Origin of the sequence: Desulfovibrio piger (assembly GCF_900116045.1) — a bacterium.
GTDB lineage: Bacteria > Desulfobacterota > Desulfovibrionia > Desulfovibrionales > Desulfovibrionaceae > Desulfovibrio > Desulfovibrio piger_A.
In genome coordinates this window covers 1,075,859-1,099,832 of the sequence record NZ_LT630450.1, presented here as the reverse complement: position 1 = coordinate 1,099,832, position 23,974 = coordinate 1,075,859, and the positions used below count along the sequence as shown (strand labels likewise).

Here is a 23,974-nt window from a genome sequence, read left to right as displayed (position 1 = left end):
CTAGGCTTCCTCGACGACGATGTCGGCTTCCACATGTTCACGCAGGACACGTTCCACCAGGTTGCGGATGGTCACTTCGCTGGAGCGGCACTGGGCGCAGCGGCCGCGCAGGGACACGACCACGCGCTTGCCGTCCACGTCCACCAGCTCGATGTCGCCGCCGTCGGCGGCCAGCTGGGGCCGGATCTCCTCTTCGATGGTCTTCATGACCAGCTGCATGCGCTGCACATTGGTCATGCGGGGCTTGCTGACCGGGCGCAGCTCGGTGAGGGGCTTCTGCTGGAGTTCGGCGGCCAGGATCTCGGCGATCTGGTCCTGGCAGTCTCCGCAGGCGCCGCCGGCCTTGGTGTAGTTGGTGATCTCTTCCACGGTCTTGAGGCCGTTCTCGCGGATGGCGCGGATGATCTGGGCATCGGTCACACCGAAGCACTTGCAGACCAGGCGGCCTTCCTCATGGGCGTGGGGCACGGGCGTCTCGCCCTTCCACTGGCGGATGGCGGCCTCCAGGGCTTCCTGGCCCATGACGGAGCAGTGCATCTTTTCCTTGGGCAGGCCGCCCAGGGCTTCGGCGATCTCCTTGTTGGTGAGCTTGAGGGCGTCCTCGGCCTTCATGCCCTTGACCATGTCGGTCAGTACGGAGCTGGAAGCGATGGCGCTGGCGCAACCGAAGGTCTCGAAGCTGGCCTTTTCGATGATGCCGTCATCGTTGATCTTCAGATAGAGCTTGAGGGCGTCGCCACAGGCCAGGCTGCCCACTTCGCCGATGGCGTTGGCGTCTTCCATGGGGCCGGCGTTGTGCGGATGGAGAAAATGTTCATGGACGGCGTTCGTGTAGTTCCACATGATGTTCTCCCGGATCCTGGCAACAGGATCTTTCTGATTCGATGATGTTTTGCAGGGTCTGGTGGCGCAGGAAGTCACGGACGTGTTCGTCCAGCTGGTGCCAGAAGGCCCTGGTGGAGCAAAGCCCCTCGCGCTGGCAGACCTTGCCGCGTCCGAGGCAGGAAACGGGGGATATCTCGCCTTCCAGATGCAGGAAGACATCCTCCATATTGATTTCTGACGGTGGTTTGGACAGGGCGTAGCCCCCGCCGGAACCGCGCACGGCCCGCAGGATGCCCAGCGGCTTGAGGGCCCGCACGATCTGTTCCAGGTAGCCGGGGGAGATGGATTCCTCCTGGGCCACCTGCCCCAGCTGGAGCAGGGAGTTGTCGGGCTGGGCCGCCAGGCGCAGCAGGAAACGGAGACCGTAGCGGGTTCTGGTGGAAAACTTCATGGCAGCCTCGCTCAGGAGTTTTGGCCCTGCATGACGAAGTCGTAGGGGGTTTCCTGATAGACGTAATAGTTGAGCCAGTTGTTGTAGAACAGGTGGGCGTGGGCCCGCCAGTTCATGCGCGGCAGCTGGCTGGGGTCGTCATTGGGGTAGTAGTGGCTGGGCACATGGGGATCCATGCCGCGGGCCAGGTCCCGGCGGTATTCCGCGTCCAGGGTCCCGCGGTCATATTCCAGATGACCGGTCATGAAGACCTGGGAATGGTCCAGGCTCTCCACCAGGGTCAGGCCCGCCTCGTCGGACTCGGCCAGGATGCGCAGATTGGGCGTGCGGCGCACGTCTTCGGCGCGGACTTCGGTATGGCGCGAATGCGGCGCCGGGAAGTCGTCATCAAAGCCGCGGAACAGACGGCAGTCGGGATGCAGCACCTGATGGCGGAAGATGCCCGACCGTTTTTCCGGCAGTTCGTACTTGGGCACGCCGTAAAAGTGGTACAGCGCGGCCTGGGCGGCCCAGCAGATATAGAGCGTGGAAAAGACATGCCCGTTGGCATAGGTCATGATGTCCAGCAGTTCCTGCCAGTAGTCCACCTGCTCGAAGGGCAGATGCTCCACGGGGGCCCCGGTGACGATCATGCCGTCGAAGCTGCGGTGGCGGATCTCGCTGAAGGTCTTGTAGAAACGCTCCAGATGCTGCAGGGGCGTGTTCTTGGACTGATGCTCCGCCGTGCGCAGCAGGGTGATGTTGACCTGCAGGGGCGAGTTGCCCAGCAGACGCAGCAGCTGTGTTTCGGTGGCGATCTTGGTGGGCATGAGATTGACGATCACGATGTCCAGCGGGCGGATGTCCTGCCGGATGGCGCGTTCGTCCGTCATGACAAAGATGTTTTCGCTTTCCAGAGCGCTGCGTGCGGGCAGGTCGGCGGGAATCTGGATGGGCATGTCTTCCTCGTTGGTCAGGATGTGTTCCTGTCTAAAACATAGTTTTCAGCTATGTTTTTGTCAAGATTATTCCGGGATTTTTTGTAGGGATTTACCGGGGCAGGTGGACGGTGTGGCACTGCAGGGCGGCATGGCTGCCGGCGGCTTCCTGCGCCTGGCGGGCCAGATGTTCTAGCGCGGCGCAGCAGGGGACGCTCATGCGCAACAGGGTGACGCTGGCGGGCCGCATGGCGAACAGGCGTGTCAGACGCTCGGCATAGTCGCCGTTATTGTCCAGCTTAGGGCAGGCGATGACGGGGATGCGGCCCTGCAGCCAGTCGTCATGCAGGCCGGGCAGGACGAAACCGGCGCACTGGGCGGCCAGCAGGACATGGGCCCCGCTCAGGAAGGGGGCCTGGGGCGGCAGCAGGCGCAGCTGGATGGGCCAGCTGGGGGTGCGGGCGCGCAGGCTGGGGGGGACGTCGTTGCCGGCGGCGGAAATGAGGGGCGTCAGGGCGGGCGCGGCTGCGTTGCCGGGGACAGCGAAGGTGCGCACCCGGCTGCCGGGGCAGCCCTGCGGACGGGCCTGGCCGTCGCGGGCGGCCTTGGCGGCCAGGGCCGCGGCCTCGTCAAAGGCTTCGGCCTCGCGCATGACGATGCGCAGGGCGCCTCGGGGACAGTTCAGGCAGGCGCCCAGGCCGTCGCAGTAACTGTCGCGGATCAGGCGGGCCTTGCCGTCCACCACGGCAAGGGCCCCTTCGGCGCAGTCCAGCACACACTGGCCGCAGCCGTCACACTTTTCTTCGTCGATTTCGATGATGGGACGTTCCATACTACCTCAGGCTCTCAAAAGGATATGTGCAAGTTCTTCGGCATCGGCGGCCACCCTGTCCGCGCCGGCGGCCTGCACCTCGGCCGCTCCCCGGAAGCCCCAGGCCACGCCCACGGCCGTCATGCCCGCGTTGCGCGCCGTCATCATGTCCACGTCGCTGTCGCCCACATAGGCGCAGTCCCGCGGGGCCACGCCCATGCCCGCCGCCATCTGCAAAAGGACCGTGGGGTCGGGCTTGAGGGGGGCGTCCTGCCGGCCGCCGCGCACCGCATCGAAGCGGACGGCGGGAAAGTGCAGCGGGACCAGGGCGCGGGTGAGGTCTTCCGGCTTGTTGGAAAGCACGGCCAGCCGGAGCCCGGCATCCTGCAGGCGGCCAAGGACCGCGGCAAGGCCGGGATAGGGGGCGGTGCGGATGCTGAGGTGCGCGGCGTAATAGCGGCGCCCCTCCTCGGTCAGGGCATCCAGACGTGCTTGCGGGCCCTGGGCCACCACGGCCCCGGGCAGGGCCCGGCGCATGAGGATGGGGAAGCCGTTGCCGACCATCTGCCGGTAGGCGCTGACAGGATGGACAGGATAGCCGTGGGCGGCAAGCACGGCATTGCAGGCCCCGCCGATGTCGGCAAGGGTGTCCAGCAGGGTGCCGTCCAGATCAAAAAAACAGGCTTTCATGTGACCTCCGAAAAGACGGGCCGGGCAGGGGCCCTCAGGGCAGGAAAGAGTATAGCCGCAAAATCGTCCGGCGGCAAATGTCGTGCCGTTTTCACAAGCCGCGGATACCATGCAGCTTCTGGACAGGGGCGCGGGCTGTTTGTTATTCTGGAGGCCAGTGGCGGATCTGCGTCACTGTCCGATTTGGGAGGTTGTTTATGCCCCGACACGTTTTGACACTCAATGATCTTGGTGAAGAAGGCTCCTGGCTGCTGGTGCAGCAGGCACGCGGGATCCCTGATGCGAAGGGCCGTACCGACTTCATGACGGAGCGCACGGCGGTCCTGCTGTTTGCGCAGGATTCGTTCGCCGAGCGTTTGTGCGTCTCGGCGGCTGTGCGGCAGATGGGCGGTTCCATCGTCTTCCAGGGTGCCACGGGCGGCTGGAAGTCCGAAGTGGAGCGGTACCAGCGCCAGATGCTGGCCGTCATCGATTATTTCGTGGACTGCATGTATGTGTACGGGATCCCCGGTCTGGCCACCAAGGTGGACAGGGATCTGGTGCAGTTCCCCATCATCAATGCGGGCAGCCCGGACGCCCATCCGGCCCATGTGCTGGCCGACGTGGCCTGCATGCTGCGCTATACCCGTGACGATCTGAAGAAGGCCCGCGTGGGCTGGCTCGGTTGCACCAACGGCACGCTGTTCTCCCTCATCGAGGGCCTGCGCTACTTCCCCTTCAGCCTGCAGGTGGCCCTGCCGCCACTGGAAGACCGCCCCACGCTGGAGACCTATGCCCGCCATTGCGGCGTGAAGGTGGACTTTGTGGATACGCCCCAGCAGGCCGTGGAAGGCTGCAATTTCGTCTATGCCGGTTGCCGTTCGGGCCTGGACGAGGAGATGTCGCAGCAGTGGAAGGTGGATGATGCCCTGCTGGCCCATGCCGCTCCGAAGGCGCGCGTGCTGCTGGGCACCAGCCCCATGCAGGCCATCGAGGTCGCCAGCGACATCCTCGCCAGCCCGGCCTCGCTGCTGCTGCTGCAGTCGGAAAACCGCCTGCGCGTGCACAAGCGCCTGCTGCACTGGGTCTTTTTGGAAAACGAACGGGCCATCTAGCCCAACCATCCTCCAGATGTTCGCGATGGCTGTCCGGGCTTTCCGGGCAGCCTTTTTTTCTGGGCCTGGCCGTTGCCTGTCTGCGGCCCCTGTTCCTGCTCCTGCGATCCCGTCCTGCCCGCCGCAGGACGTTCCCCACAGCACACGGGCATTTTTCTTTTCATCCCGCGCCTCTTTCATTTTCCCTTTCCGCGTGTGGTTCTGCCCTCCTACGGCAGACCAGGCATGCGTCGGATGGCATGCTGGCTGGCTCCAGATGCTTCGCTGTCTCTTTGCTTTCACCTCTTTTGCCGGGGGACCGGCAGACGACGCGCCTGCCTGTATCGCCCCGTATCCGTTTTTGACCGGAGCAGCGGTTTTGGGGGTGAGGGGGAGAGCACGAGAGGGGGAGAGGGACTTTTTTCCGCTGGAAAAAGTCCCTCTCCCCCTCTCGTCCAACAAAACTTTTCTGAATAATGCGCTGCCTAGTCCGCCGCGATCTCGTACTGGTCCAGTTTGTCCCAGATGGCGGTGATGACCAGGGCCATGACCGCGGCCAGACGGGCCTGGATCTTCTTCAGGGTCTCCGGGGCGATGCGGCTGTCTTCATCATAGCCCAGACGGCGGCAGAAGAGCACGGGGCACTGGTGCTGCTTTTCCTGCGCCAGCAGGGGCATGTAGGCGGCAAAGGGGCCGTCCACGAAGGCATTGAGGCTGTCCTCGGTGACCGGCACGGCCTGGGCAGGCAGGCTGGCGCCTTCGGCTTTGGCCGTGGCGGCCAGCAGCTCGCCGGTGCGGCGCAGATAGCCCACCAGCACGGTGTTGGGCGCGTGCTGCATGAGCCCGGCCGTGACCGTGGCATGGACGAAGGCCCGCCACTCGGCGCAAAAGTCGGGCAGGGCGCCGGGCTCTGTCAGGCAGGCTTCGGGGATCTCCGCGCCAAAAGCCAGATTGACGATGTGTTCGCGCTTGCTGTTGAGCTCGAAGAGGATGCAGGCGGCATCCATGCCCTGGGCGGCGGTCAGGTGTTTTTTGTCTGCCATGAGGGCCTCACTTCCGGTGATAGCGGGAAAGATAGACCTCATAGCCGTGGGCGCGCAGCTTGCAGGCCGGGCAGCGGCCGCAGCCGTAGCCCCAGGGATGGCGCTCACGGCGCGTGCCTTCATAGCAGGTGTGGCTCTGCTCAAGGATGCAGTCCACCAGCGGCATGCCGCCCAGTTCCTCGGCCAGACGCCAGGTGTCGGCCTTGTCCCGCCACATGAGCGGCGTATGCAGCACGAAATGGCTGTCCATGCCGGCATTGAGGGCCACCTGCATGGCCTTGATGCTGTCGTCGCGGCAGTCCGGGTAGCCGGAGGAATCGCTCTCGCACACGCCCAGCACCAGATGGCGGATGCCCTTGCCGTAGGCCCAGGCCGCGGCGTGCATGATGAACAGCAGGTTGCGGCCCGGCACGAAGGTGTTGGGGATGCCCCCGTCTGCCTGCTCGATGGGCATGTCCGAGGTCAGGGCCGTGTCGGCCAGCTGGCGGAACAGGCCGATGTCCAGCAGGGTGTCGGGCCCCAGGCGGTCCCGCCATTCCGCCCTGAGGGCCGCGATGGCGCTGCGGACCTTGCCGCGGCAGGCCAGTTCCACGGAATGGCGCTGGCCGTAATCGAAGCCCAGCGTGCGCACGGCGGCAAAGCGGGACAGGGCCCAGGCAAGACAGGTGGCCGAATCCTGGCCGCCGGAAAAGATGACCAGGGCCTGCCGGTCGGAAAGGGGGGGCTGATGGGACATTAATTTTCCTCCGGCCAGAAGGGGCAGACGCGCGCCGGGGCGTAACCGGCCATGAAGGCATCCATGAGGGTGCCGAAATGGATGCGGTTGCGGGGCTTCATCTTCCGGGCGTCAGGGCAGTCAGACGGGAAGAAGCGCAGGGAATTGCGGTTGCCGGTGTAATTTTTCAGGGCTTCGGGGCGGGAGAGCACCTCGGCCCACATGCCGCGCCGTTCCTTGATGGCCTCGGCCTGCAGGGCCAGCAGCCAGTCCTGGTAGGTGGTGTCCAGCCCCTTGTGGGGATAGAAGAAGGCCGCGCCTTCGCGCACCATGATGCCGTTGAGCGAGCGCCCGTCCTTGAGACGCACGTCCGCGATGATACGGCCGTACTTGTCCCTGTCCTCCTTGCCCACGGCGAACAGCAGGATCTCCTGGCCGCGGGCCAGACGGGTGAGCAGTTCCCGCGCCTCGCGGGCGTAGAACTGGGGCTTGCCCTTGCGCGGCTTGAGCTCCGGCGTGTCGATGCCGGCCAGGCGCACGCGGCTGCGGTTGGTGAGCTGCATGGTGTCCCCGTCCAGGCAGGAGGCCACCACGGTCTTGCCCCGGACGGTCATCTGCTCCAGACGGGGCAGGGCGTCCGTCTGCGCGCGGCCCGTGCCGGGGAAGGCCCCGGCCACGAGCACGCCGCACAGGAAAAGGATGAGGCAGAGACTACGCAGCATGGCTAGTTTTCGTAGTAGGAACGCAGGGGCTGGCTGCGCACGGGATGACGCAGCTTGCGCAGGGCCTTGGCCTCGATCTGGCGGATGCGTTCACGGGTGACGTTGAAGAGCTTGCCCACTTCTTCCAGGGTATGGTCGCTTTTTTCGGCGATGCCGAAACGCTTGCGCAGCACCTGCTCCTCGCGGGGGGTCAGATCGGCCAGCACGGCCGCCAGCTGTTCGGACAGCTTGGTGTTGATGACTTCCTCGGCGGGGGCCACGGCCTTCTTGTCCTCGATGAAATCGCCCAGGCTGGAATCTTCCTCGTCGCCGATGGGCGTCTCCAGAGAGATGGGTTCCTTGGCGATCTTGAGCACCTTCTTGACCTTTTCCACCGGATATTCCATGCGTTCGGCGATCTCCTCGGGCGTGGGGTCGCGGCCCAGTTCCTGCACCAGATACCGCGAGGTGCGGATGAGCTTGTTGATGGTCTCGATCATGTGCACCGGGATGCGGATGGTGCGGGCCTGGTCCGCGATGGCGCGGGTGATGGCCTGGCGGATCCACCAGGTGGCGTAGGTGGAGAACTTGTAGCCGCGCTGGTATTCGAACTTGTCCACGGCCTTCATGAGGCCGATGTTGCCCTCCTGGATGAGGTCGAGGAACTGGAGGCCGCGGTTGGTGTACTTCTTGGCGATGGAGACCACCAGGCGCAGGTTGGAGCGGATGAGCTCCTGCTTGGCGCGCATGGCGGCGGTATTGCCGCGCTTGATGCGCCACAGCACTTCTTCCAGGTCGGTGACGTTGTGGCAGCACTTTTCCTGCAGGCGGCTCAGGATCTCGATCTTGCCGATGATCATTTCCTTGAAGGAGAAGAGCTCGTCCACGCTGAGCTTGAGCTCGCGGGCGGCATCGCTGGGATTGATGGTGCGCTGCTCAAGGCCGGTGAACATCTCCTGGATCTCGGCCTGGGTGCGGCCGGTGGACAGGATGTAGGCCGAAAGGTCACGCTGGCAGTTGTGCATCTGGCGCACGTAGTCCTCGACCGTTTCGATGATGCGGTCGATGAGGGTCTTTTCCAGCTTGATGTCGCGCAGGCGGGTGACGATCTCTTCCTTGTAGCTGATGATCTCCTTCTGGATGGCGGTCACCTTGCGGTCAAGGGTGTTGCAGTCGTCCAGCTTTTTATAGATCTTGCGCTTTTTCTTGAAGATCTGCTTGATCTCGTCCAGCAGCAGGATGACGCGGGAGCGCTGGTTGAGCTCGTCTTCGCTGGGATCGTCCTCTTCGATGGTCTTGACCACGTCCTTGAGCTTGATGCGGTTCTGGCGCAGGTCCTCGCCCACGTTGATGAGCTCTTCCACGGCCACGGGCACTTCCACCAGAGCGTAGAGCACGTCCTGTTCGCCCATCTCGATCTTTTTGGCGATGACCACTTCACCGTCGCGGTCCAGCAGGGGCACGGCGCCCATCTCGCGCAGGTACATGCGCACCGGGTCGGTGCTGCGCGAGGAATAGTCGGCGGACTCTTCGTCTTCGGTCAGCTCCAGGGAGCTGTCCATGGCGTCATCGTCGGTTTCGGTGGGCGTGGCGGAGATTTTTTTGCCGTCCTTTTCGGAATCGACGATGGCGATCTCCAGCTGTTCAAAGATGCCGATGATCTCCTCGAACTGCTCGGGGGTGTTCATCTCCACGGGAAGGGCTTTGTTGACCTCGTCGAAGGTCAGGTAGCCCATGCCCTTGCCCTTGGCGATGAGGCTTTGAATTTGCTGGATCTCTTTAAGATTGCTCATGTCCCTGCTCCAAGGTTTCCTGCAGTGCGCGAAGATATTCCAAATCAGCGGCAAAGTCGCCGGTGCCGGTGTTCTGCCGCAGGGCGGCCGTCACGGACTGGCGCTGGGTTGCCGCGTAATAGGCATCAAGATCATGGCGCAGGGCTGCCAGTTCCCTGTCGCCACCGTCGCGGGGGGCCGCTTCGGCGCCCCGGCAAAAGGACCAGAAATTCTTTTCGCGCTGGTCCAGATGGTAGGGGGCCTCGTCGGGGCCCCATTCTTCAAGCTTGTCCCACAACTGGCGGGCGATGTCCGACTGCAGGGCCAGGTCAGCGCCCAGGTCCCGCAGAGCGTCCAGCCGGTCGGGGTAGCGGACCGCGTACATCATGATCTGGCGGTCACGCATGTTCTGCCGCGCCCTGCCGGGGCGCGCGGCCTGTCCGTCAGGGCCGGGACGTCGGCTGTCGGCCAGTCCCTGACGCAATTCCGCCTCGGAAAGCTGCAGATGTGTGGCCAGCCGTGACACGTAGGGGCTGACCAGCTCCGGCACTTCCACATGGCGCAGAAAATTCTTGGCCCATTCCACGGTCTCGCGCGGGGCCAGGGCGCGCAGCACGTCCAGACAAAAACGCAGCCCGTCCGGCGCCTGGGCCTGCAGGGCCTCGAAGGCCTCCACGCCCTGCGTGCGCAGCAGGCTGTCGATGTCCTCGCCTTCGGGCATCAGGACCACGGTGCAGGCCAGGCCGCGGGTGAGCAGCATCTCGCAGGAGCGCAGGGCGGCCTTGCGGCCGGCGCGGTCCCCGTCGAACAGCAGGGTGAGCTGCGAGGTGAAACCCGAAAGGCGCTTGATCTGGTCCGGGGTCAGGGCGGTGCCCAGCACGCCCACGGCATTGTCGTAGCCGAACTGGTGCAGGGTCAGCACGTCCATGTAGCCTTCGGTCAAAAGGGCCCGTCCCTTTACAGTAATGCCTTTTCTGGCCTGGGCAAGACCGTAAAGATGCTCTCCTTTCTTGTAGATGGGCGTATCGGAACTGTTGATGTACTTGGCTTCGTCCTCGTCCGCGATGATGCGCCCGCCAAAGGCGATGATCTGGTTGGAAAGGTTCTTGATGGGAAAGATGAGGCGGCCCCGGAAGCGGTCATAGACCGAGCCCCGTTCCGAGCGTCCCACCAGTCCGGCCTCGGCGGCCAGATGCATGTCATAGCCCGCGCGCTGCAGGGCCAGATCCAGCGAATGCCAGTCGCGCCGCGCCCAGCCCAGGCCGAAGCGCTCCACGATCTCCGGGCTCAGGCCCCGCCGCTGTATGTAGGCCCGGCATTCTTCGGCCTCCGGGCTTTTGAGGGCCGCGGCGAAGTGGGCCGCCGCCAGTTCGTACATGCGCAGCATGGTCTGGCGGGAAGAACGCCGCTGCCGGTCTTCTTCCTGCCGTTTTTTGTCCGCGGGCCCGCGCTCCAGGGTGATGCCGGCCTCGGCGGCCAGCTGCTCCAGGGTCTCGCGGAAATCCAGGCCGTTGATGCGGCCGTAGAAATCGAAGATGTCCCCCGAGGCCTGACAGCCGAAACAGTAGAACAGGCCCTGTTCCTCGTTGACCGAGAAACTGGGCTTGGTCTCCTGATGGAAGGGGCAGGGCGCCACCCAGCGCGGTCCGTTGCGCTTGAGATCCACATAACGGCGCACGATATCCGTGATGTTGAGCCGCTCCTTGATGGCGCGGATGGCATCTCTGGACTGCATGAGGCCCCCGCCGGACTGTCCGGCCGTGCTAGCGCAGGTTGACGATGGTCATGCCATCGCCGCCGCGATCCTCCGGGGCGGTGGCAAAACGGGCCACGGCCGGGAAGGAGCGCAGGAAATCATGGATCTGGCGGCGCAGGGCGCCGGTGCCGCGGCCGTGCACGATCTCCACTTCACTGAAACCGGAAAGCAGGGCCTTGTCCAGAAAGCGTTCCACTTCGGCCTGGGCCTGGTCGGCACGCATGCCGCGCAGGTCCAGGCGCAGGGCGGGCGCATCGTCGCTGGCGGCGATGGCGGCCTTGACCGGGGAGACGCGCTGGGGCGCACGGGGGGCCGCAGCCTGGGCGGACTGGCCGCTCTGGCGCACATCCTTCATGGCGGCCCACAGGCTCACGCCGTTGAGGTCCACGCGCACGCGCTTGCGGCGCTCGTCCACGTCGGTCACCACGCCGCGCTTGTTGAACACGGTATGGAAGACCTGCTGGCCGGGCGCGAAATGCTCGATCTGCGGCAGCACCGAGGTCTCTTCCCGCGCCACGGGCGCGGCCAGGCCGGCACGCAGGCGCGACATCTCCTTCAGGGCCTGCTTGTGCGTGGCGCGGCCTTCCTTCCAGGCGCGCATGAGCTCACCGGCCTTGGCGCGCACTTCGTCATGCAGGCGCAGGCGCTCCTTCTCGGTCTTCTCGCGCATGGCCTGGATGTCGCGGCGGGCCTTTTCCTGCTCCTGGCGCAGGCGGGCGATCTCCTGTTCGCGTTCGGCGGCCAGGGCATTGAGGCGGCCCAGCAGGGCGCTGGTGTCCTGCCCGTCCTGCAGGAGATAATGCTCCGCACGGCGCAGGATGCTTTCCGGCAGGCCGTGCTCGCGGGCCACGTCCAGGGCCTGGCTGGCGCCCACCTGGTCGTAGGCCAGCTTGAAAAGGGGCTTCTTGCTCTGCGGGTCGAAGAGCACCGAAGCGGCCCGCGCGCCTTCGCGCGACAGGGCGTAGGTCTTGAGGGCCGGGAAGTGGGTGGCGGCCAGCACGAAGGTCCGTTTGTCCAGCAGGCCGTCCAGCACGCCCTGGGCCAGGGCCGCGCCCTGGGCGGGGTCGGTTCCGGCACCGAATTCGTCCAGCAGCACGAGGCCGGTGCTGTCCAGATGCTTCCAGGCTTTGGCCAGATGCCGGATCTGGGCCGTGAAGGTGGAAACGTTGTCTTCCAGGCTCTGTTCGTCACCGATGAAGGCATCCACGCGGCCGAACCAGGGCAGGTGTGAGCCGGCGGCCGCGGGCACGGGCAGGCCGCTCAGGGTCATGGCCACGCACAGGCCCAGGGTCTTGAGGCAGACGGTCTTGCCGCCGGCGTTGCCGCCGGTGATGATGAGGGCCCGTTCGCCGGGACGCAGCACGATGTCCAGCGGACGCACCTGCTGCAGGCCGCCGTTCCTGCCGTGTTCGTCCCTGCGCTGGCGCAGGCTGGCCAGGGCCAGCAGGGGATGGCGGGTCTCCAGCAGGCAGACGCCTTCCTCCACGGGCGAGAGCGGCACGCAGCGGCCGTCGTATTCGGCGGCCAGGCGGCGCTTGGCCTGCAGAACGTCCAGCTGGGCCAGCAGTTCCAGGGCGGCGCGCGCCCCGGGCAGTTCGGCCAGCAGCAGGCCGCGCAGATAGGCCAGCACCTTGTGCTCTTCCTCGCGCTCCTCGCGCTTCAGCTCCTGGAGGCGGTTGTTGATCTCCACCAGGAACATGGGCTCGAAATAGCAGGTCTCGCCGGTCTGGGACCAGTCATGGATGATGCCCTGCATGCGGCCCTTGAAATTGGCCTTGAGGGGCAGCACGTAGCGGTCCGAGGAGAGGGTCATGAACTCGTCCTGCAGCCAGGCCAGCATATTGTACTGCATGGCGTAGTCCTTGACCCGGCGCATGCAGTTCTGGTGCAGGCGGCGCAGTTCGCTGCGCACCTGGAAGAGTTCGGGCGAGCTCTCGTCGCGGATCAGGCCGTCATCGGAGATGCAGCGCAGCAGGGCCGCCGTGAGCTGCACGGGCAGCGGCGTCTCCTGGGCCAGGGCCAGCAGGTGCGGCCACTGGTCCTCGGCTTCGGGCAGGGCGATGGAGGCATGGGCGGCCCTGGCCAGCCGCAGCATCTCGCGCAGGGCCCAGAAGGCATCGGTATCGGGCTGCAGGCCGGGCTTTTCGGCCACCCGCAGGAAGGCGCCCACATCGGGGAAGGACCCCAGGGCAAAGCCGCCTTCGCCCGTGGGGCGGGCGGCCCAGACGGCGGATTCGTCATACAGGCGCGCCGCGTGGGTGACGGCGGCGGCGTCTTCCAGCGGACGCAGCTCAAGAGCACGCTCGCGGCCGGCCGGGGAAAGGCACAGGCCGGCGAGGTGCTCCGTGATCTGCGGGAATTCGAGCGCGTGGAGGGTGCGGCTGTGGATCATGGAGGCTCTTAGGCGGTCAGGCGGGCCTTGACGGCGGCGGAAAGGGCCTTGCCGTCCACACGGCCCTTGTGGGTGGCCATGATGGCGGAGATGACCTTGCCCATCTCGCGGGGCGAGGTGGCGCCCACTTCGGCGATGGTGGCATCGATGAGGGCGGTCAGTTCTTCCTCGGTCAGGGGCTTGGGCAGGTAGCCCTGGATGACGGCCAGCTCGGCGGCTTCCTTGTCGGCCAGGTCCTGGCGGCCTGCGGAGGTGTACTGCTCGATGGAGTCCTGGCGCTGCTTGCCTTCCTTGATGATGAGGTCGAGCATCTCGGCGTCGTCCAGGGTGCCGCCGGGACGGCACAGGTCCACCAGGCGGTTCTTGACGGCGGTCTTGAGCAGGCGCAGGACGGTCAGGCGCACGGCGTCCTTGGCCTTGTAGGCCTGGACGTAATCTTTTTCGATGGTTTCAAACAGGCTCATGGCGTTGGGATGGGTAGGGGTGAAAAGAGGAACTGCGGAAGACCACGAGGGCCTTCCGCAGTTCAAAGGTGACGTGCAAGGCCTGAGAACTAGGCCATGTTCATCTTTCTGATTTTCTTCATCAGGCGCTTACGGGCAGCAGCCTTCTTCTTCTTGCGCATCACGCTGGGCTTTTCGTAGTGCTGGCGCTTTTTCATTTCGGACAGCACACCGGCCTTTTCCACCTGCTTCTTGAAGCGGCGCAGCGCGATATCGAAGTTGTAATCGTCTTCGTTCAGAAACACTCCGGGCACGAATATCACCCCCTCCTGCGAGAGCTCCGGCCAGGCCGGGCAATGACGCGGGCGTCATCCGACCTTGTTTGCAAGGTCAAGGACAGTCTTGTAGTCCTGATGCCCGAAAAAGGCAAGCGTTTTTTTGCAGGGCAGCATAAAGGAGAGGGCAGCGGGCGCGGGCCCCTGCCGGAAGGTGCCGAAACGGCGGAAGGTCTACTCCTCCTCGTCGTCTTCTCCGCAGGCGTCAAAGACGCTTTCCTGCATGTCCAGCAGCAGCTCCACATAGCGGCGCAGGTTGCTGCGGAAGAGTTCCGGCGTGGCCAGGCCCTCCACACAGAAGCGGATCTCGAAGCATTCGTCCTCGATCTCGCCGATGTAGGCCTTGGCGATCCGGTATTGGCGGGAGGCTTCGGAGGCGGCGCTGTAGAAGAGCTCCAGCTGATCCATGTCGTCCACTTCGAAGGCGCAGACCAGGGAGAAGAAGTCCTTGTCCTCCTCGTCGAGGAGCAGGGAAAGGGAGACCTCGCCCGCCAGGAAGGAGATGTCGCCGTCTTCGTCGATCTCGGGCTGGAAGCCTTCTTCGGCCAGGGCATCGAAACAGAATTTCTTGTCCATGGGGTGATCCTTTTCCCGGCGTGGCCGGGGGCGGGGCTTGGCGGTCCTGGGGACCAGGGGGAGGCGGCGGAGAAAAGATAAAACAGGCGGGGGCCTGTTTTATCTTTTCAGGAAAAAGGGTCGGCTAGTCGAGGGCGTCCTTGAGCATCTTGCCGGGACGGAATTTCACCATCTTGCAGGCGGGGATGGTCAGGGTCGCGCCGGTGCGGGGGTTGCGGCCCTGGCGTTCCTTGCGGGTCTCCACCATGAAGGTGCCGAATCCGGTCAGGGTCAGCTTGTCGTCCTGGGCCAGGGATTCTTCCACAGAAGCCAGGAAGGCATTGAGCGCACGTTCGGCAGCGGCTTTGGTCAGATTGGCCTTGGCGGCAATCTTTTCAACCAGGTCAGCCTTGGTCATCGGGATATCCTCCTCATCTCGTCAGTGATATGCCATGTCCGCCGCAGGGCGGATCCCCTCTGGCGTGTCGTGTCCGTAAGACTCTTTGTCAGGCAATCAGTTTTTCAAGGGGTTGTCAAGCAAGGAAGCCCCGAAACGGCTGATATGCTGAAAGTCCGCCACCGTGAGCTGCTCCGGCCGCAGGGTGGGCGTGATGCCGGCCTGTTCGATGGCCGCGGACAGCCACGGCGCCGGCGGACAGCGTCGGGCGATGCTGCCCAGCTGCTTGCGGCGCTGCTGAAAGCAGATTTTGATGACCAGGGCCAGCAGTTCCGGGCGTTCCGGGCGCTGGTCCAGGGGCAGGGGCTCGAAGGAGAGCACGGCGGAATCCACCCTGGGCGGCGGGCTGAAGGCGCCGGGGCCCACGACGAATTCCATGCGCGGCCGGGCGAAGCTCTGCACCCAGACCGACAGGGCCCCGTAGTGGCCGTTGCCCGGCGCGGCGGCCAGGCGCTGGCCAACTTCCTTCTGGACCATGAAGGCCGCCCGCACCAGGCCCGTGGCCCGTGAGAACAGGTCCCACATCATGGGCGAGGCCACATTGTAGGGCAGGTTGCCGATGATCTTCCACGGATCGGCGGGCGTGATGCGGCTCCAGTCAAAGCGCAGCGCGTCCGTCAGCACGGCCTGGGTGCGCGCCGCGCCCAGGCGCTGGCGTTCGGCCGCCCAGTGGCTGTCCTTTTCCAGCAGCACCAGCCGGGCATGGGGCTGGGCCTCGAGGGCGCGGGTCAGGGCGCCGGGGCCGGGGCCTATCTCGATGACGTTGTCCGTGTCCCTGGGCAGCAGCAGGGAGGCGATGCGCTTGCAGATGCTCTCATGCCGCAAAAAGTGCTGGCCCAGACTTTTTTTGGCCTTGGGTTGGGTGTTTTCGTTCATCAGGGCAGATCGAAGCGGTCAAAGGTGAGCACGAGCCCGGCCCGGCCCTGGGTGGCCGAGCGCAGGGAGGTCGAAAAACCGAAAAGCTTGCGCAGGGGCGCCAGACCGCGCACATGCTTGAGCCCGGAGCGGTCCTCCAGGTCTTCCACACGTCCGCCGGCCGTGCCGAACAGGCTGATGGCCGCGCCCAGGAATTCGTCGGGCACGCTGATCTCCACCTTCATGAGCGGCTCCAGCGCCACGGGCGATGCCGCGGCCAGGGCCTCGCGCAGGGCCATGCCCGCGGCCATGTGGCAGCCGGGCACGGTGGTCTGGCCCTCGCGCCGCTCCACGGCGGTCAGGGTCACTTCCACATCTTCCACGGGATAGCCGGTCAGGGCACCGCTCTGCAGGGCGTCGCGCACGCCTTCCAGGGCGGCGTCCAGCAGGGGCCTGGGCAGCAGCTTGCGCGCCTCGGCCTCGTCGGCGGGCAAAAAGTCGCCCACCAGCACCCGGTTGCCCGTGCCGCGGGGCAGGGGGCGCACATGCAGCTCCACATGGCCGAAGTGATGCTCCTTGCCCAGTTCGCGGTCGAACTCGCCCCGGCCGTCGGCCTCCTTGCGCACGGTCTCGCGCAGGATGACCTGCGGATGTCCGGCCCGGGGCGAGATGCCGTATTCGCGGGACATGCGTTCCAGCAGCACGTCCAGATGCAGTTCCCCCATGCCGGAGACCATGCGGCAGGCCGTTTCCTCGTCCATGCGCACTGCCAGCGTGGGATCCTCGGCGGCGTAGCGCGCTAGGGCCTCGTCCAGCACCTTGCCTTCGTCGGCATTGCGCGGCTCCAGGGCCAGGGTGATGACCGGCGCGTAGGAATCGATGGCTTCCAGGGCCAGCAGGCGGCTTTTGTGGCAATAGGTCTCGCCGGTATGCGCGCCGCGCAGGCCCACGAGGGCCACGATCTCGCCGGTGGAGGCGCTTTCCAGCTGCTCGCGGCGGTCGGCGTGCATGCGGTAGATGCGGCTGATGCGGTCCTCGGTCCTGCCGGCGGTGTTGGTCAGGGCGTCGCCTTCGTGCAGGCTGCCTGCGTAGACGCGGGCAAAAGCCAGCTTGCGGCCGTTCTCCATGAGCACCTTGAAGATTAGTACCACGGCGGGCGCGGCGGCATCGGGGGGCACGGGCACCTCGTGGCCCTCACTGTCGCGGCCCACGGGCGCGGGCACGTCCAGCGGCGAGGGCAGCAGGTCGCAGACCGCATCCAGCACGGGCTGCACGCCGCTGTTGCGCAGGGCGGAGCCGCAGAACACCGGGGTCACGGCCCGGCTCAGGGTGGCCCGGCGCAGGGCGGCGCGCACGTCGTCCAGGCTGTATTCCCCGCCCAGATAAAGGTCGAGGAAGGGCTCGTCGGCCTCGGCCAGATGCTCCAGCAGGCTTTCCCGCCAGGGCTCGGCCACAGCGGCTTCCGCATCGCTCCAGGGGCGGCGGGTCACGGTGCGGCCCTGGTCGGCCTGGTCGAAGTCCAGATGCTCGCGGGCCAGCAGGTCCAGCACGCCGTCGAACGCCTCGCCCTCCCCGTTGGGGATGGTCAGGGGCAGGGGATTGGCGCCCAGGCGTTTTTTCATGCCTTCCAGCACATTGGCGAAATCGGCACCCATCCGGTCCATCTTGTTGATGAAGGCGATCTTGGGCACGCCGAACCCCTCCGACTGCCGCCAGACCGTCTCGGACTGCGGCTCCACACCGGCCACGCCGCAGAACACGCCCACCGCGCCATCCAGCACGCGCAGGGAGCGCTCCACCTCGATGGTGAAGTCCACATGGCCGGGCGTGTCGATGAGGTTGATGGTGTGCCCGTTCCACTGGCAGGTGGTGCAGGCCGACATGATGGTGATGCCGCGCTCCTGCTCTTCGGGCATGTAGTCCATGGTGGCGGTGCCGTCGTGGACTTCCCCCAGGCGGTGGATCTTGCGGCTGTAGTAGAGCATGCGCTCCGAGAGCGTGGTCTTGCCCGCGTCGATGTGGGCGATGATGCCGATATTGCGGATGTTCTTCATGGCAGTCTCGTCAACGTGTGGGCCGGGACATCCCGGCAGGATGGCGAAAGTATGCGCTTTCCCGCCGTCGCGCGCAAGCGGCGGGCCGGTGGGGGCTGTGGAGCCGCGGGCATCGACGGTCTGGCCGGGCGGCTTACGGCAGGCTGAAGGCCCGGCGACGGCAGCGGAAAAAGTCCGGTGTCAGGCCAGGATGCAGCCAGAAGGCCTCGCAGCCGGGCGCGAGCAGCAGCTCCACCGGAGAAGTCTCGTCCGTCATGGCCAGGCGGGCCGCTTCGTCCTCCTCCAGCACGGCGGCGGGCAGGCAGGGACCGGGCAAAGGCCCGCCGTCCAGCACGGCCCGGGCGGCCTTGCCATGCAGGGCCTGTGCCGCGCAGTCCGGGCCGTGGGCGAAGGCCAGCAGCTCTTTGTCCACGGCAACGTCCTGCGGCAGCAGGAACAGGGGCAGGGCGTCTTCGCGCCAGATGCGGCCCGGCAGCCTGTCGCGCTCCGGCAGGACGGCCCCGTCCAGGCCGTGCAGCAGGGCCACGCGGCACCGGGGCAGCTCGCCCGCCAGGCGCGCGAAGTCGTCGGCCGGAAGGGCAAAAGCGTCTTCCACACCGGCCAGCTCCAGGGTCACCAGCGCTTCGGGCGTGGGCTCACCGCCAAGACAGAACGCTCCTGTCAGCGGCACACCGGCCAGGATGGCGGGCATGAGGGCCGCCGCCAGCCGGGCGGGCGAACGCAGGGACGCCGGGAAGGCCACCAGGGCAAAGGGCGCCGGGCCGTCCGTAGCCGTCCGGCGGAAGCCCCGGCGGGGGAAACGCTCGTCCCGGCAGGTCCGGCTGTCCATCTCCCCGGCATGGGCCTGATGCAGGGCCAGCGCGGTCTTGATGGCGGCACGCAGATGCGCGGGCGTGCCCTCGTAGGCCGCGGCGCGCGGGCCGTCAGGAACCCGGAAGGTGTCCAGCCACTGGGGCCAGAGCGGGCCGCTGTCCTCTTCCGCGAAGATGTCCTCACAACCGGTGGGCATGCGGATGCTGTCCATGAGGGCCTCCTACAGGCTGTCGCAGGCCAGGGCGTACAGGCGGGCCTCCATGAGGCGGCGGGCCGCCAGCCGTTCCGGCCAGAAGACCGCGGCACGGCGCAGGGCGGCATCCGAAGCCCGGTCGGCGGGCGCAAGGCCGTGCCAGGAGAGCACGGCGGCATCATCGGCGGCCAGGGCCAGCAGCTCGTCCGTGAGGGGCCAGCCGCTGGTCAGGGGCGCGGCGGCGCACTGTTCCGGGCCCTGGCCCATGCACACGGCGTGGGCGTTCTCCAGCACCAGCTCGGGATCGCGGCTCAAAAAGATCTTGGCGCCCGCGCGCAGGGCCATGTCCAGCAGGGAATGGTCGGGCTCGCCCCATTCGGGCAGGGCCATGAACAGTTCGAAGGGCGCGTAGATGGCGGCCGTGATCAGGTCGCAGGCCAGACCGCACTGGGCACCGCCCAGCCAGGCGATGCGCAGGCTCTCCCAGTCCCCGTGCCGGTCGGCCAGCAGGGCAAGGTCGGCCAGGGCCTGACCCGGCGCGCCCTTGTCGTTGCCCGCATTGACCACCGCGCCCGGCAGGCCGGCGGCCAGGCAGTCCAGGGCGCCGCCCTTGAGCCCGGCGGTCAGACAGAGCCCGGCATGGGCGTAGAGCGGGGCCTGCAGGTCACAGGAGGCCATGTCCTGTGCCCAGAGCGCGGGCGGCAGCAGGTCCACGTCCATGCCCAGCTCACGGGCCGCGGCCGTGGCGGCCAGCACGTCCTGCGTGTCGGCGCCGTCAGCGGCCAGCAGCAGGGCCGTTTTGCCGGTCAGGGGGGCGGGCTGGCCCTCCATCTGCACCAGTTGCCAGAAGGTGGCCTGCCCCAGGTCACGGATACGCAAGATCTGCCGGGCCATGATAACTCCTTGTGCTGTACATGAAGGCGGCGAAAGGGTGGGACGAGGGGGAAGAGGGAAACCTTTTGGAAAAGGTCTCCCTCTTCCCCCTCGAGCTCCCCCATCACCCTTGCCAAAACTTTTTGTTCAGGTCCATGGGACTGTGCCGCTGCGCCGCAGGCAGCCGTCCCGCTCCGGTCCCCCGGTGCTGTGGAGGGACTGCCCGGATGGAAGTCCGTGTACTCCCTGCATCGTCATGTCCGGGTGGCGCCAGCAGCGTGTCCCGGCAAGACAGCGGGAAGCGTTTTCTAAAACTCCACGGGCAACAGCGGCGGAAGGGGCCGGGCTCCCGGCGGAGGCAGGCGAGGACTTCCTTTTTTAGCTGCCGGAGCGTGACGGACATCAGTCCGGCACAGCCAACAGGCTGGACAAATCCTGCGCTATGGTCTGCCACAAATCAAGAAAATTTCTGTTTTTTGCGGGCAGGGTCCTGTGGACGGCGCCGGCGTCCTTTGGGGGCGAAGGGCAGGGACGGGCAAATTTGTCGTACGGCGGCGGCAAGAGAGCGATGGCTGGTTCAGAGAGCGGAGGGAAAAGATGGCGCGGAGGGGGGAGAGCCCGGGCTGTCAAGACGGGAAAGGACGGCAGTGGTATCCGCGGACAGGCAGGAATGCCGTACCGGGCCGCGGTGCAGAAGGTGCCTGCCGCGTTGGGCCTGCGCCGGAAGGACTTATGCCGGAAGGAGAAGGTCCGGCCGTGTGTGCGGTTCCGAAGCCACACGGAGCATTGGCATGTCCCGGGCCGAAGGGCATGTCTGCTTTTAACGATTCAGGACCGTACCCTTTTGCAGAAAGTCTTGCCCTGATGAAGCGCGCTGGGAGGGGGAGGGACTTTGAGGGAGGGGGGACCTTCCCGCGCTGGCAGAAGGTCCCCCTCCCTCAAGAAAACAGCCTCCTCTGCTCAGGGCCGGGGACATTCGCGCCAGCGGGCGTTGAGCAGGAAGTGGGCGTCGGTCTGGACGCCGGGATCCTTCATGGCCTTGGCGGCAAAGGCCCCCCAGGGCAGGGTGGCGCAGTCCCTGGCGGCGCTGCGGGCGATATGCATGAGCTTGCCTTCGCGCTTGTGCGGATCGAACAGGAGCACGGCGGCCACGCAGGCGGCATCGAAGCGGTCCATGTCCAGCGATTTGTCGATGAGGGCCGCCAGGCGGGCGTCCTTGCTGTCATGGGGAGCGAAGCCCGTGGAAGCATTGGTGATGGACTCGCGCAGCAGCTTGCCTTCCGGGTCGGCGTCCAGGTCGATGTGGTAGGTCTGGGCCGCAGCCACGAGACCGGGCTCCAGCGGCGGCACCTCGGGCTTGTCCAGATTGCGCCACAACCAGGTGCCCAGCACGGCCACCCCCATGACGGCGCAGAAGAGCAGGGGCACTTTCCAGCCGGTGGCTTTTTGCTGGCTCATGCGCGCTCCTGCAGCCAGGTACGCAGCTGCTCGATCTGGCGGGCCACGGAACGGGGGCCGGTACCGGCGGGCGTTTCGCGGCGGCGTACGGCGGCGGCGTAGTCCAGCACGGCATAGACGTCATCGGTGATGCGGGCATCCAGCTGCTGGAGCTCGGCCAGCGAAAGGTCTTCCAGGCCCTTGCCCTGTTTTTCGGCCAGGGCCACGGCATGGCCCGTGACATGATGGGCCTCGCGGAAGGGCAGGCCCTTGCCCACCAGATAGTCGGCCAGTTCCGTGGCATTGAGGAAGCCGCGGGCGCAGGCGGCGCGCATGCGGTCGGTACGGAAGGTCAGCTCTTCCAGCATGCCGGCCATGAGCATCAGGGAGGCGTCCACGGTGCGGTCGGCATCAAGGAAGCCTTCCTTGTCTTCCTGCAGGTCGCGGTTGTAGGTCATGGGCAGGCCCTTCATGATGGTCAGCATGCCCATGAGCGCGCCGTAGACGCGGCCGGTCTTGCCGCGCATCAGTTCGGCCACGTCGGGGTTCTTTTTCTGGGGCATGATGGACGAGCCCGTGGAATAGCCGTCGGAAAGCTGCACGAAGCCGAAGGCCGGGTTGGCCCAGATGATGAGCTCTTCACACAGGCGGGACAGGTGGGCCATGATGCAGGAGGCGGCGAACAGGGCCTCCAGCACGAAGTCACGGTCGGAGACGGCGTCCATGGAATTGCCGTAGATGCCGTCGAAGCCCACCTCGTCGGCCACGCTCTGCGGATCGAGGGGATAGGTGGTGCCGGCCAGGGCGGCGGCGCCCAGCGGCGAGATGCGCACGCGCCTGAGCACGTCGTCCAGGCGCATACAGTCGCGGCGGAACATCCAGGCATAGGCCAGCAGATGGTGGGCCAGGCTCACGGGCTGGGCGGGCTGCATGTGGGTGCAGCCGGGCAGGATGTCGTCCTGATGGCCGTCGGCGCAGGACACCAGGGTGGCGCACAGGTGGGCGGCGCGCTGCTGCCAGGCCGTCAGGCGGTCGGCCACGAACAGGCGGAAGGTCAGGCCCACCTGGTCGTTGCGGCTGCGGCCGGTGTGCAGTTTTTTGCCCACGTCGCCGATGATCTCGGTAAGGCGGGCCTCGATGTTCATGTGCACGTCTTCCAGCGCCGGTTTCCAGACAAAGGCGCCGGATTCGATCTCCTGCTTCACGGCATCGAGACCGTTGACGATCTGTTCGGCCTCTTCGGGTGTGATGACGCCCTGGCGGCCCAGCATGCGGGCGTGTGCCTGGGAACCGCGGATGTCCTGGGCATAGAGGGCGCGGTCATAGGTCTGGGAATCGGTATAGGCGGCCACGGCTTCTCTGGGGCCTTCGGCGAAGCGGCCGCCCCAGCTCTGATTGGTGCTCATGGAAGGATCTCTCTGCCCCGGGAGGGGCCGGTGTATGCGCTGCGGCGCGCGATGACAGGGGGCCGGAAACGGCGGCGCCCCGTGCGGGATGCGGACGGGGCGGCCTTCCGGGCGGAAAGGACGGGGCGGACGGGTCGCCCCGTCCGCCGTAAGGAAGGCTTACTTGCCCAGCTTGTTCCGGACCGCGGCGTACATGCCGAGGCGCAGGCAGTTGAGACGGATGAAGCCGGCAGCGTCCTTGTGGTCGTAGTTGCCGCCTTCGAAGGTGGCCAGGTCTTCGGAGAACAGGGAGAAGGGAGAGGTGCGGGCCAGGGGCCACACGCCGCCCTTGTACAGCTTGGCGCGCACGGTACCGGTGACGGTCTCCTGGGACTTGTCCATGAAGGCCTGCATGGCTTCGCGTTCGGGCGAGAACCAGTAGCCGTTGTATACGGCGTGGGAGTAGGGCACGGCCAGCATGTCGCGCAGCTGCAGCAGTTCGCGGTCCATGCACAGGCCTTCCAGGTCGCGGTGCAGGGCGTAGAGCAGGGTGCCGGCGGGGTTCTCGTACACGCCGCGGCACTTCATGCCCACATAGCGGTTTTCCACCATGTCGTCACGGCCGATGCCGTGCTTGCCGGCCAGTTCGGCCAGGGTCTTGATGATGGTGTAGGGCGACATCTTTTCGCCGTTGACGGCCACGGGGTTGCCGCGCTCGAAGCTCACTTCGATGATCTCGGGCTCGTTGGGGGCCTGTTCCACGGGCACGCAGCGCTCGTGGCAGGACTCGTGGGGCGCGTTGCCCGGGTCTTCCAGCTCGCTGCCTTCGAAGCTGGTGTGCATCATGTTGGCGTCCATGCTGTAGCGCTTGGCTTCCTTGGAGATCGGGATGCCGTGCTTTTCGGCAAAGGCGTTGAGGGCCGTACGGGACATCAGGTGCCATTCGCGCCAGGGGGCGATGACCTTCAGGTCGGGGGCCAGGGCCTTGGCGGCGAACTCGAAGCGCACCTGGTCGTTGCCCTTGCCGGTGGCGCCGTGGGCGATGGCGTCAGCGCCCTCCTTGCGGGCGATGTCCACCAGGGCCTTGGTGATGATGGGGCGGGCGATGGAGGTGCCCAGCATGTAGCGGTTCTCGTACCGGGCGGCGCCGCGCATCATGGGGAAGACGAAGTCGCGGGCCATCTCTTCACGCAGGTCCACCACGTAGGCCTTGGAAGCGCCGGTCTTGTAAGCCTTGGCTTCCACACCGCTCAGGTCTTCGGGCTGGCCCAGATCGGCAGTGACGGTGATGACGTCGCACTTGTAGGTTTCGATCAGCCACTTGAGGATGACGGAGGTGTCCAGGCCGCCGGAGTAGGCGAGCACAACTTTCTTGATGTCTTTGTTCATCGTAAGGCCTCGTAAAAAAGATTGAGAGGGAAGCAGTAT

23 protein-coding genes are annotated in these 23,974 nt (G+C 66.1%); 1 reads left to right on the top strand and 22 read right to left on the bottom strand.

Annotation, left to right across the window (positions count from 1 at the left end; genetic code table 11):
• The 5 genes from nifU to DESPIGER_RS05075 all read right to left on the bottom strand — a co-directional run bounded on the left by nifU (nucleotide 1) and on the right by DESPIGER_RS05075 (nucleotide 3,694).
• On the bottom strand, nucleotides 1-843 hold the full coding sequence (gene nifU, locus DESPIGER_RS05095; RefSeq protein WP_072333919.1) for a Fe-S cluster assembly protein NifU: 843 nt from the start codon (nucleotides 841-843) through the stop codon (nucleotides 1-3).
• On the bottom strand, nucleotides 815-1,276 hold the full coding sequence (locus DESPIGER_RS05090; protein WP_072333917.1) for an RrF2 family transcriptional regulator: 462 nt from the start codon (nucleotides 1,274-1,276) through the stop codon (nucleotides 815-817). The genes nifU and DESPIGER_RS05090 overlap by 29 nt, the downstream gene beginning before the upstream one ends.
• Nucleotides 1,277-1,287: 11 nt before the next feature.
• Nucleotides 1,288-2,214 (bottom strand): homoserine O-acetyltransferase MetA, encoded by a 927-nt coding sequence (metA, locus tag DESPIGER_RS05085; RefSeq protein WP_072333914.1) that lies wholly within the window; start codon nucleotides 2,212-2,214, stop codon nucleotides 1,288-1,290.
• Nucleotides 2,215-2,305: 91 nt separating this feature from the next.
• On the bottom strand, nucleotides 2,306-3,025 hold the full coding sequence (locus DESPIGER_RS05080; protein WP_072333911.1) for an ATP-binding protein: 720 nt from the start codon (nucleotides 3,023-3,025) through the stop codon (nucleotides 2,306-2,308).
• 6 nt (nucleotides 3,026-3,031) lie between these two features.
• Complete coding sequence (locus DESPIGER_RS05075) at nucleotides 3,032-3,694, bottom strand: HAD family hydrolase (protein ID WP_072333908.1); 663 nt, start codon at nucleotides 3,692-3,694, stop codon at nucleotides 3,032-3,034.
• Nucleotides 3,695-3,891: 197 nt separating this feature from the next.
• On the opposite strand from DESPIGER_RS05075, the gene DESPIGER_RS05070 reads away from it, so the two are divergent.
• Nucleotides 3,892-4,788, top strand: a complete 897-nt coding sequence (locus DESPIGER_RS05070) for a hypothetical protein (protein WP_072333905.1) — start codon at nucleotides 3,892-3,894, stop codon at nucleotides 4,786-4,788.
• A gap of 464 nt (nucleotides 4,789-5,252) precedes the next feature.
• Here the strand turns inward: DESPIGER_RS05070 and DESPIGER_RS05065 are convergent, their stop codons facing one another.
• The 17 genes from DESPIGER_RS05065 to DESPIGER_RS04985 form a co-directional block, all read right to left on the bottom strand.
• The gene (locus tag DESPIGER_RS05065; protein ID WP_072333902.1) at nucleotides 5,253-5,810 is read right to left on the bottom strand and encodes a hypothetical protein; all 558 of its coding nucleotides are present in this window, start codon (nucleotides 5,808-5,810) and stop codon (nucleotides 5,253-5,255) included.
• 7 nt (nucleotides 5,811-5,817) lie between these two features.
• Complete coding sequence (gene queC / locus DESPIGER_RS05060; protein ID WP_072333899.1) at nucleotides 5,818-6,546, bottom strand: 7-cyano-7-deazaguanine synthase QueC; 729 nt, start codon at nucleotides 6,544-6,546, stop codon at nucleotides 5,818-5,820.
• On the bottom strand, nucleotides 6,546-7,247 hold the full coding sequence (locus tag DESPIGER_RS05055) for a thermonuclease family protein (protein ID WP_072333896.1): 702 nt from the start codon (nucleotides 7,245-7,247) through the stop codon (nucleotides 6,546-6,548). Before DESPIGER_RS05055 ends, queC begins: the two co-directional genes overlap by 1 nt.
• A gap of 2 nt (nucleotides 7,248-7,249) precedes the next feature.
• Nucleotides 7,250-9,019 carry an RNA polymerase sigma factor RpoD gene (rpoD, locus tag DESPIGER_RS05050; RefSeq protein WP_072333894.1) on the bottom strand — a complete coding sequence of 590 codons (1,770 nt, stop codon included), beginning with the start codon at nucleotides 9,017-9,019 and terminating at the stop codon, nucleotides 7,250-7,252.
• A complete protein-coding gene (gene dnaG, locus DESPIGER_RS05045) occupies nucleotides 9,006-10,733 on the bottom strand; it encodes a DNA primase (RefSeq protein ID WP_072333889.1) in 1,728 nt (575 codons plus the stop codon). Before dnaG ends, rpoD begins: the two co-directional genes overlap by 14 nt.
• Before the next feature lie 28 nt (nucleotides 10,734-10,761).
• Nucleotides 10,762-13,146 carry an endonuclease MutS2 gene (locus DESPIGER_RS05040; protein WP_072333885.1) on the bottom strand — a complete coding sequence of 795 codons (2,385 nt, stop codon included), beginning with the start codon at nucleotides 13,144-13,146 and terminating at the stop codon, nucleotides 10,762-10,764.
• 8 nt (nucleotides 13,147-13,154) lie between these two features.
• A complete protein-coding gene (locus DESPIGER_RS05035; RefSeq protein WP_072333882.1) occupies nucleotides 13,155-13,610 on the bottom strand; it encodes a GatB/YqeY domain-containing protein in 456 nt (151 codons plus the stop codon).
• A gap of 89 nt (nucleotides 13,611-13,699) precedes the next feature.
• Entirely contained in the window at nucleotides 13,700-13,903 is a 204-nt protein-coding gene (rpsU, locus tag DESPIGER_RS05030; protein WP_040368982.1) for a 30S ribosomal protein S21, read from the bottom strand.
• A gap of 195 nt (nucleotides 13,904-14,098) precedes the next feature.
• The gene (locus DESPIGER_RS05025) at nucleotides 14,099-14,500 is read right to left on the bottom strand and encodes a YbjN domain-containing protein (RefSeq protein WP_072333879.1); all 402 of its coding nucleotides are present in this window, start codon (nucleotides 14,498-14,500) and stop codon (nucleotides 14,099-14,101) included.
• Between the two features lie 124 nt (nucleotides 14,501-14,624).
• The gene (locus DESPIGER_RS05020; protein ID WP_072333877.1) at nucleotides 14,625-14,897 is read right to left on the bottom strand and encodes an HU family DNA-binding protein; all 273 of its coding nucleotides are present in this window, start codon (nucleotides 14,895-14,897) and stop codon (nucleotides 14,625-14,627) included.
• Nucleotides 14,898-14,993: 96 nt separating this feature from the next.
• Entirely contained in the window at nucleotides 14,994-15,812 is an 819-nt protein-coding gene (rsmA, locus tag DESPIGER_RS05015) for a 16S rRNA (adenine(1518)-N(6)/adenine(1519)-N(6))-dimethyltransferase RsmA (RefSeq protein WP_072333874.1), read from the bottom strand.
• Entirely contained in the window at nucleotides 15,812-17,845 is a 2,034-nt protein-coding gene (gene fusA, locus DESPIGER_RS05010) for an elongation factor G (protein WP_072333871.1), read from the bottom strand. Before fusA ends, rsmA begins: the two co-directional genes overlap by 1 nt.
• Before the next feature lie 133 nt (nucleotides 17,846-17,978).
• The gene (locus DESPIGER_RS05005; protein ID WP_072333868.1) at nucleotides 17,979-18,869 is read right to left on the bottom strand and encodes a hypothetical protein; all 891 of its coding nucleotides are present in this window, start codon (nucleotides 18,867-18,869) and stop codon (nucleotides 17,979-17,981) included.
• A gap of 9 nt (nucleotides 18,870-18,878) precedes the next feature.
• Nucleotides 18,879-19,745 carry a hypothetical protein gene (locus DESPIGER_RS05000; protein ID WP_072333865.1) on the bottom strand — a complete coding sequence of 289 codons (867 nt, stop codon included), beginning with the start codon at nucleotides 19,743-19,745 and terminating at the stop codon, nucleotides 18,879-18,881.
• Between the two features lie 939 nt (nucleotides 19,746-20,684).
• Nucleotides 20,685-21,182 (bottom strand): hypothetical protein, encoded by a 498-nt coding sequence (locus tag DESPIGER_RS04995; protein ID WP_072333863.1) that lies wholly within the window; start codon nucleotides 21,180-21,182, stop codon nucleotides 20,685-20,687.
• Nucleotides 21,179-22,567: an argininosuccinate lyase gene (gene argH, locus DESPIGER_RS04990; protein ID WP_072333860.1), complete on the bottom strand. Its 1,389-nt coding sequence runs from the start codon at nucleotides 22,565-22,567 to the stop codon at nucleotides 21,179-21,181. The genes DESPIGER_RS04995 and argH overlap by 4 nt, the downstream gene beginning before the upstream one ends.
• Nucleotides 22,568-22,726: 159 nt before the next feature.
• Entirely contained in the window at nucleotides 22,727-23,935 is a 1,209-nt protein-coding gene (locus DESPIGER_RS04985) for an argininosuccinate synthase (RefSeq protein ID WP_072333857.1), read from the bottom strand.
• Nucleotides 23,936-23,974 lie beyond the last annotated feature (39 nt).

Excerpts from the sequence above, each read along its gene's own strand:
- nifU (WP_072333919.1), bottom strand. The coding sequence starts at position 843 with ATGTGGAACTACACGAACGCCGTCCATGAACATTTTCTCCATCCGCAC.
- DESPIGER_RS05090 (WP_072333917.1), bottom strand. The coding sequence starts at position 1,276 with ATGAAGTTTTCCACCAGAACCCGCTACGGTCTCCGTTTCCTGCTGCGC.
- metA (WP_072333914.1), bottom strand. The coding sequence starts at position 2,214 with ATGCCCATCCAGATTCCCGCCGACCTGCCCGCACGCAGCGCTCTGGAA.
- DESPIGER_RS05080 (WP_072333911.1), bottom strand. The coding sequence starts at position 3,025 with ATGGAACGTCCCATCATCGAAATCGACGAAGAAAAGTGTGACGGCTGC.
- DESPIGER_RS05075 (WP_072333908.1), bottom strand. The coding sequence starts at position 3,694 with ATGAAAGCCTGTTTTTTTGATCTGGACGGCACCCTGCTGGACACCCTT.
- DESPIGER_RS05070 (WP_072333905.1), top strand. The coding sequence starts at position 3,892 with ATGCCCCGACACGTTTTGACACTCAATGATCTTGGTGAAGAAGGCTCC.
- DESPIGER_RS05065 (WP_072333902.1), bottom strand. The coding sequence starts at position 5,810 with ATGGCAGACAAAAAACACCTGACCGCCGCCCAGGGCATGGATGCCGCC.
- queC (WP_072333899.1), bottom strand. The coding sequence starts at position 6,546 with ATGTCCCATCAGCCCCCCCTTTCCGACCGGCAGGCCCTGGTCATCTTT.
- DESPIGER_RS05055 (WP_072333896.1), bottom strand. The coding sequence starts at position 7,247 with ATGCTGCGTAGTCTCTGCCTCATCCTTTTCCTGTGCGGCGTGCTCGTG.
- rpoD (WP_072333894.1), bottom strand. The coding sequence starts at position 9,019 with ATGAGCAATCTTAAAGAGATCCAGCAAATTCAAAGCCTCATCGCCAAG.
- dnaG (WP_072333889.1), bottom strand. The coding sequence starts at position 10,733 with ATGCAGTCCAGAGATGCCATCCGCGCCATCAAGGAGCGGCTCAACATC.
- DESPIGER_RS05040 (WP_072333885.1), bottom strand. The coding sequence starts at position 13,146 with ATGATCCACAGCCGCACCCTCCACGCGCTCGAATTCCCGCAGATCACG.
- DESPIGER_RS05035 (WP_072333882.1), bottom strand. The coding sequence starts at position 13,610 with ATGAGCCTGTTTGAAACCATCGAAAAAGATTACGTCCAGGCCTACAAG.
- DESPIGER_RS05025 (WP_072333879.1), bottom strand. The coding sequence starts at position 14,500 with ATGGACAAGAAATTCTGTTTCGATGCCCTGGCCGAAGAAGGCTTCCAG.
- DESPIGER_RS05020 (WP_072333877.1), bottom strand. The coding sequence starts at position 14,897 with ATGACCAAGGCTGACCTGGTTGAAAAGATTGCCGCCAAGGCCAATCTG.
- rsmA (WP_072333874.1), bottom strand. The coding sequence starts at position 15,812 with ATGAACGAAAACACCCAACCCAAGGCCAAAAAAAGTCTGGGCCAGCAC.
- fusA (WP_072333871.1), bottom strand. The coding sequence starts at position 17,845 with ATGAAGAACATCCGCAATATCGGCATCATCGCCCACATCGACGCGGGC.
- DESPIGER_RS05005 (WP_072333868.1), bottom strand. The coding sequence starts at position 18,869 with ATGGACAGCATCCGCATGCCCACCGGTTGTGAGGACATCTTCGCGGAA.
- DESPIGER_RS05000 (WP_072333865.1), bottom strand. The coding sequence starts at position 19,745 with ATGGCCCGGCAGATCTTGCGTATCCGTGACCTGGGGCAGGCCACCTTC.
- DESPIGER_RS04995 (WP_072333863.1), bottom strand. The coding sequence starts at position 21,182 with ATGAGCCAGCAAAAAGCCACCGGCTGGAAAGTGCCCCTGCTCTTCTGC.
- argH (WP_072333860.1), bottom strand. The coding sequence starts at position 22,567 with ATGAGCACCAATCAGAGCTGGGGCGGCCGCTTCGCCGAAGGCCCCAGA.
- DESPIGER_RS04985 (WP_072333857.1), bottom strand. The coding sequence starts at position 23,935 with ATGAACAAAGACATCAAGAAAGTTGTGCTCGCCTACTCCGGCGGCCTG.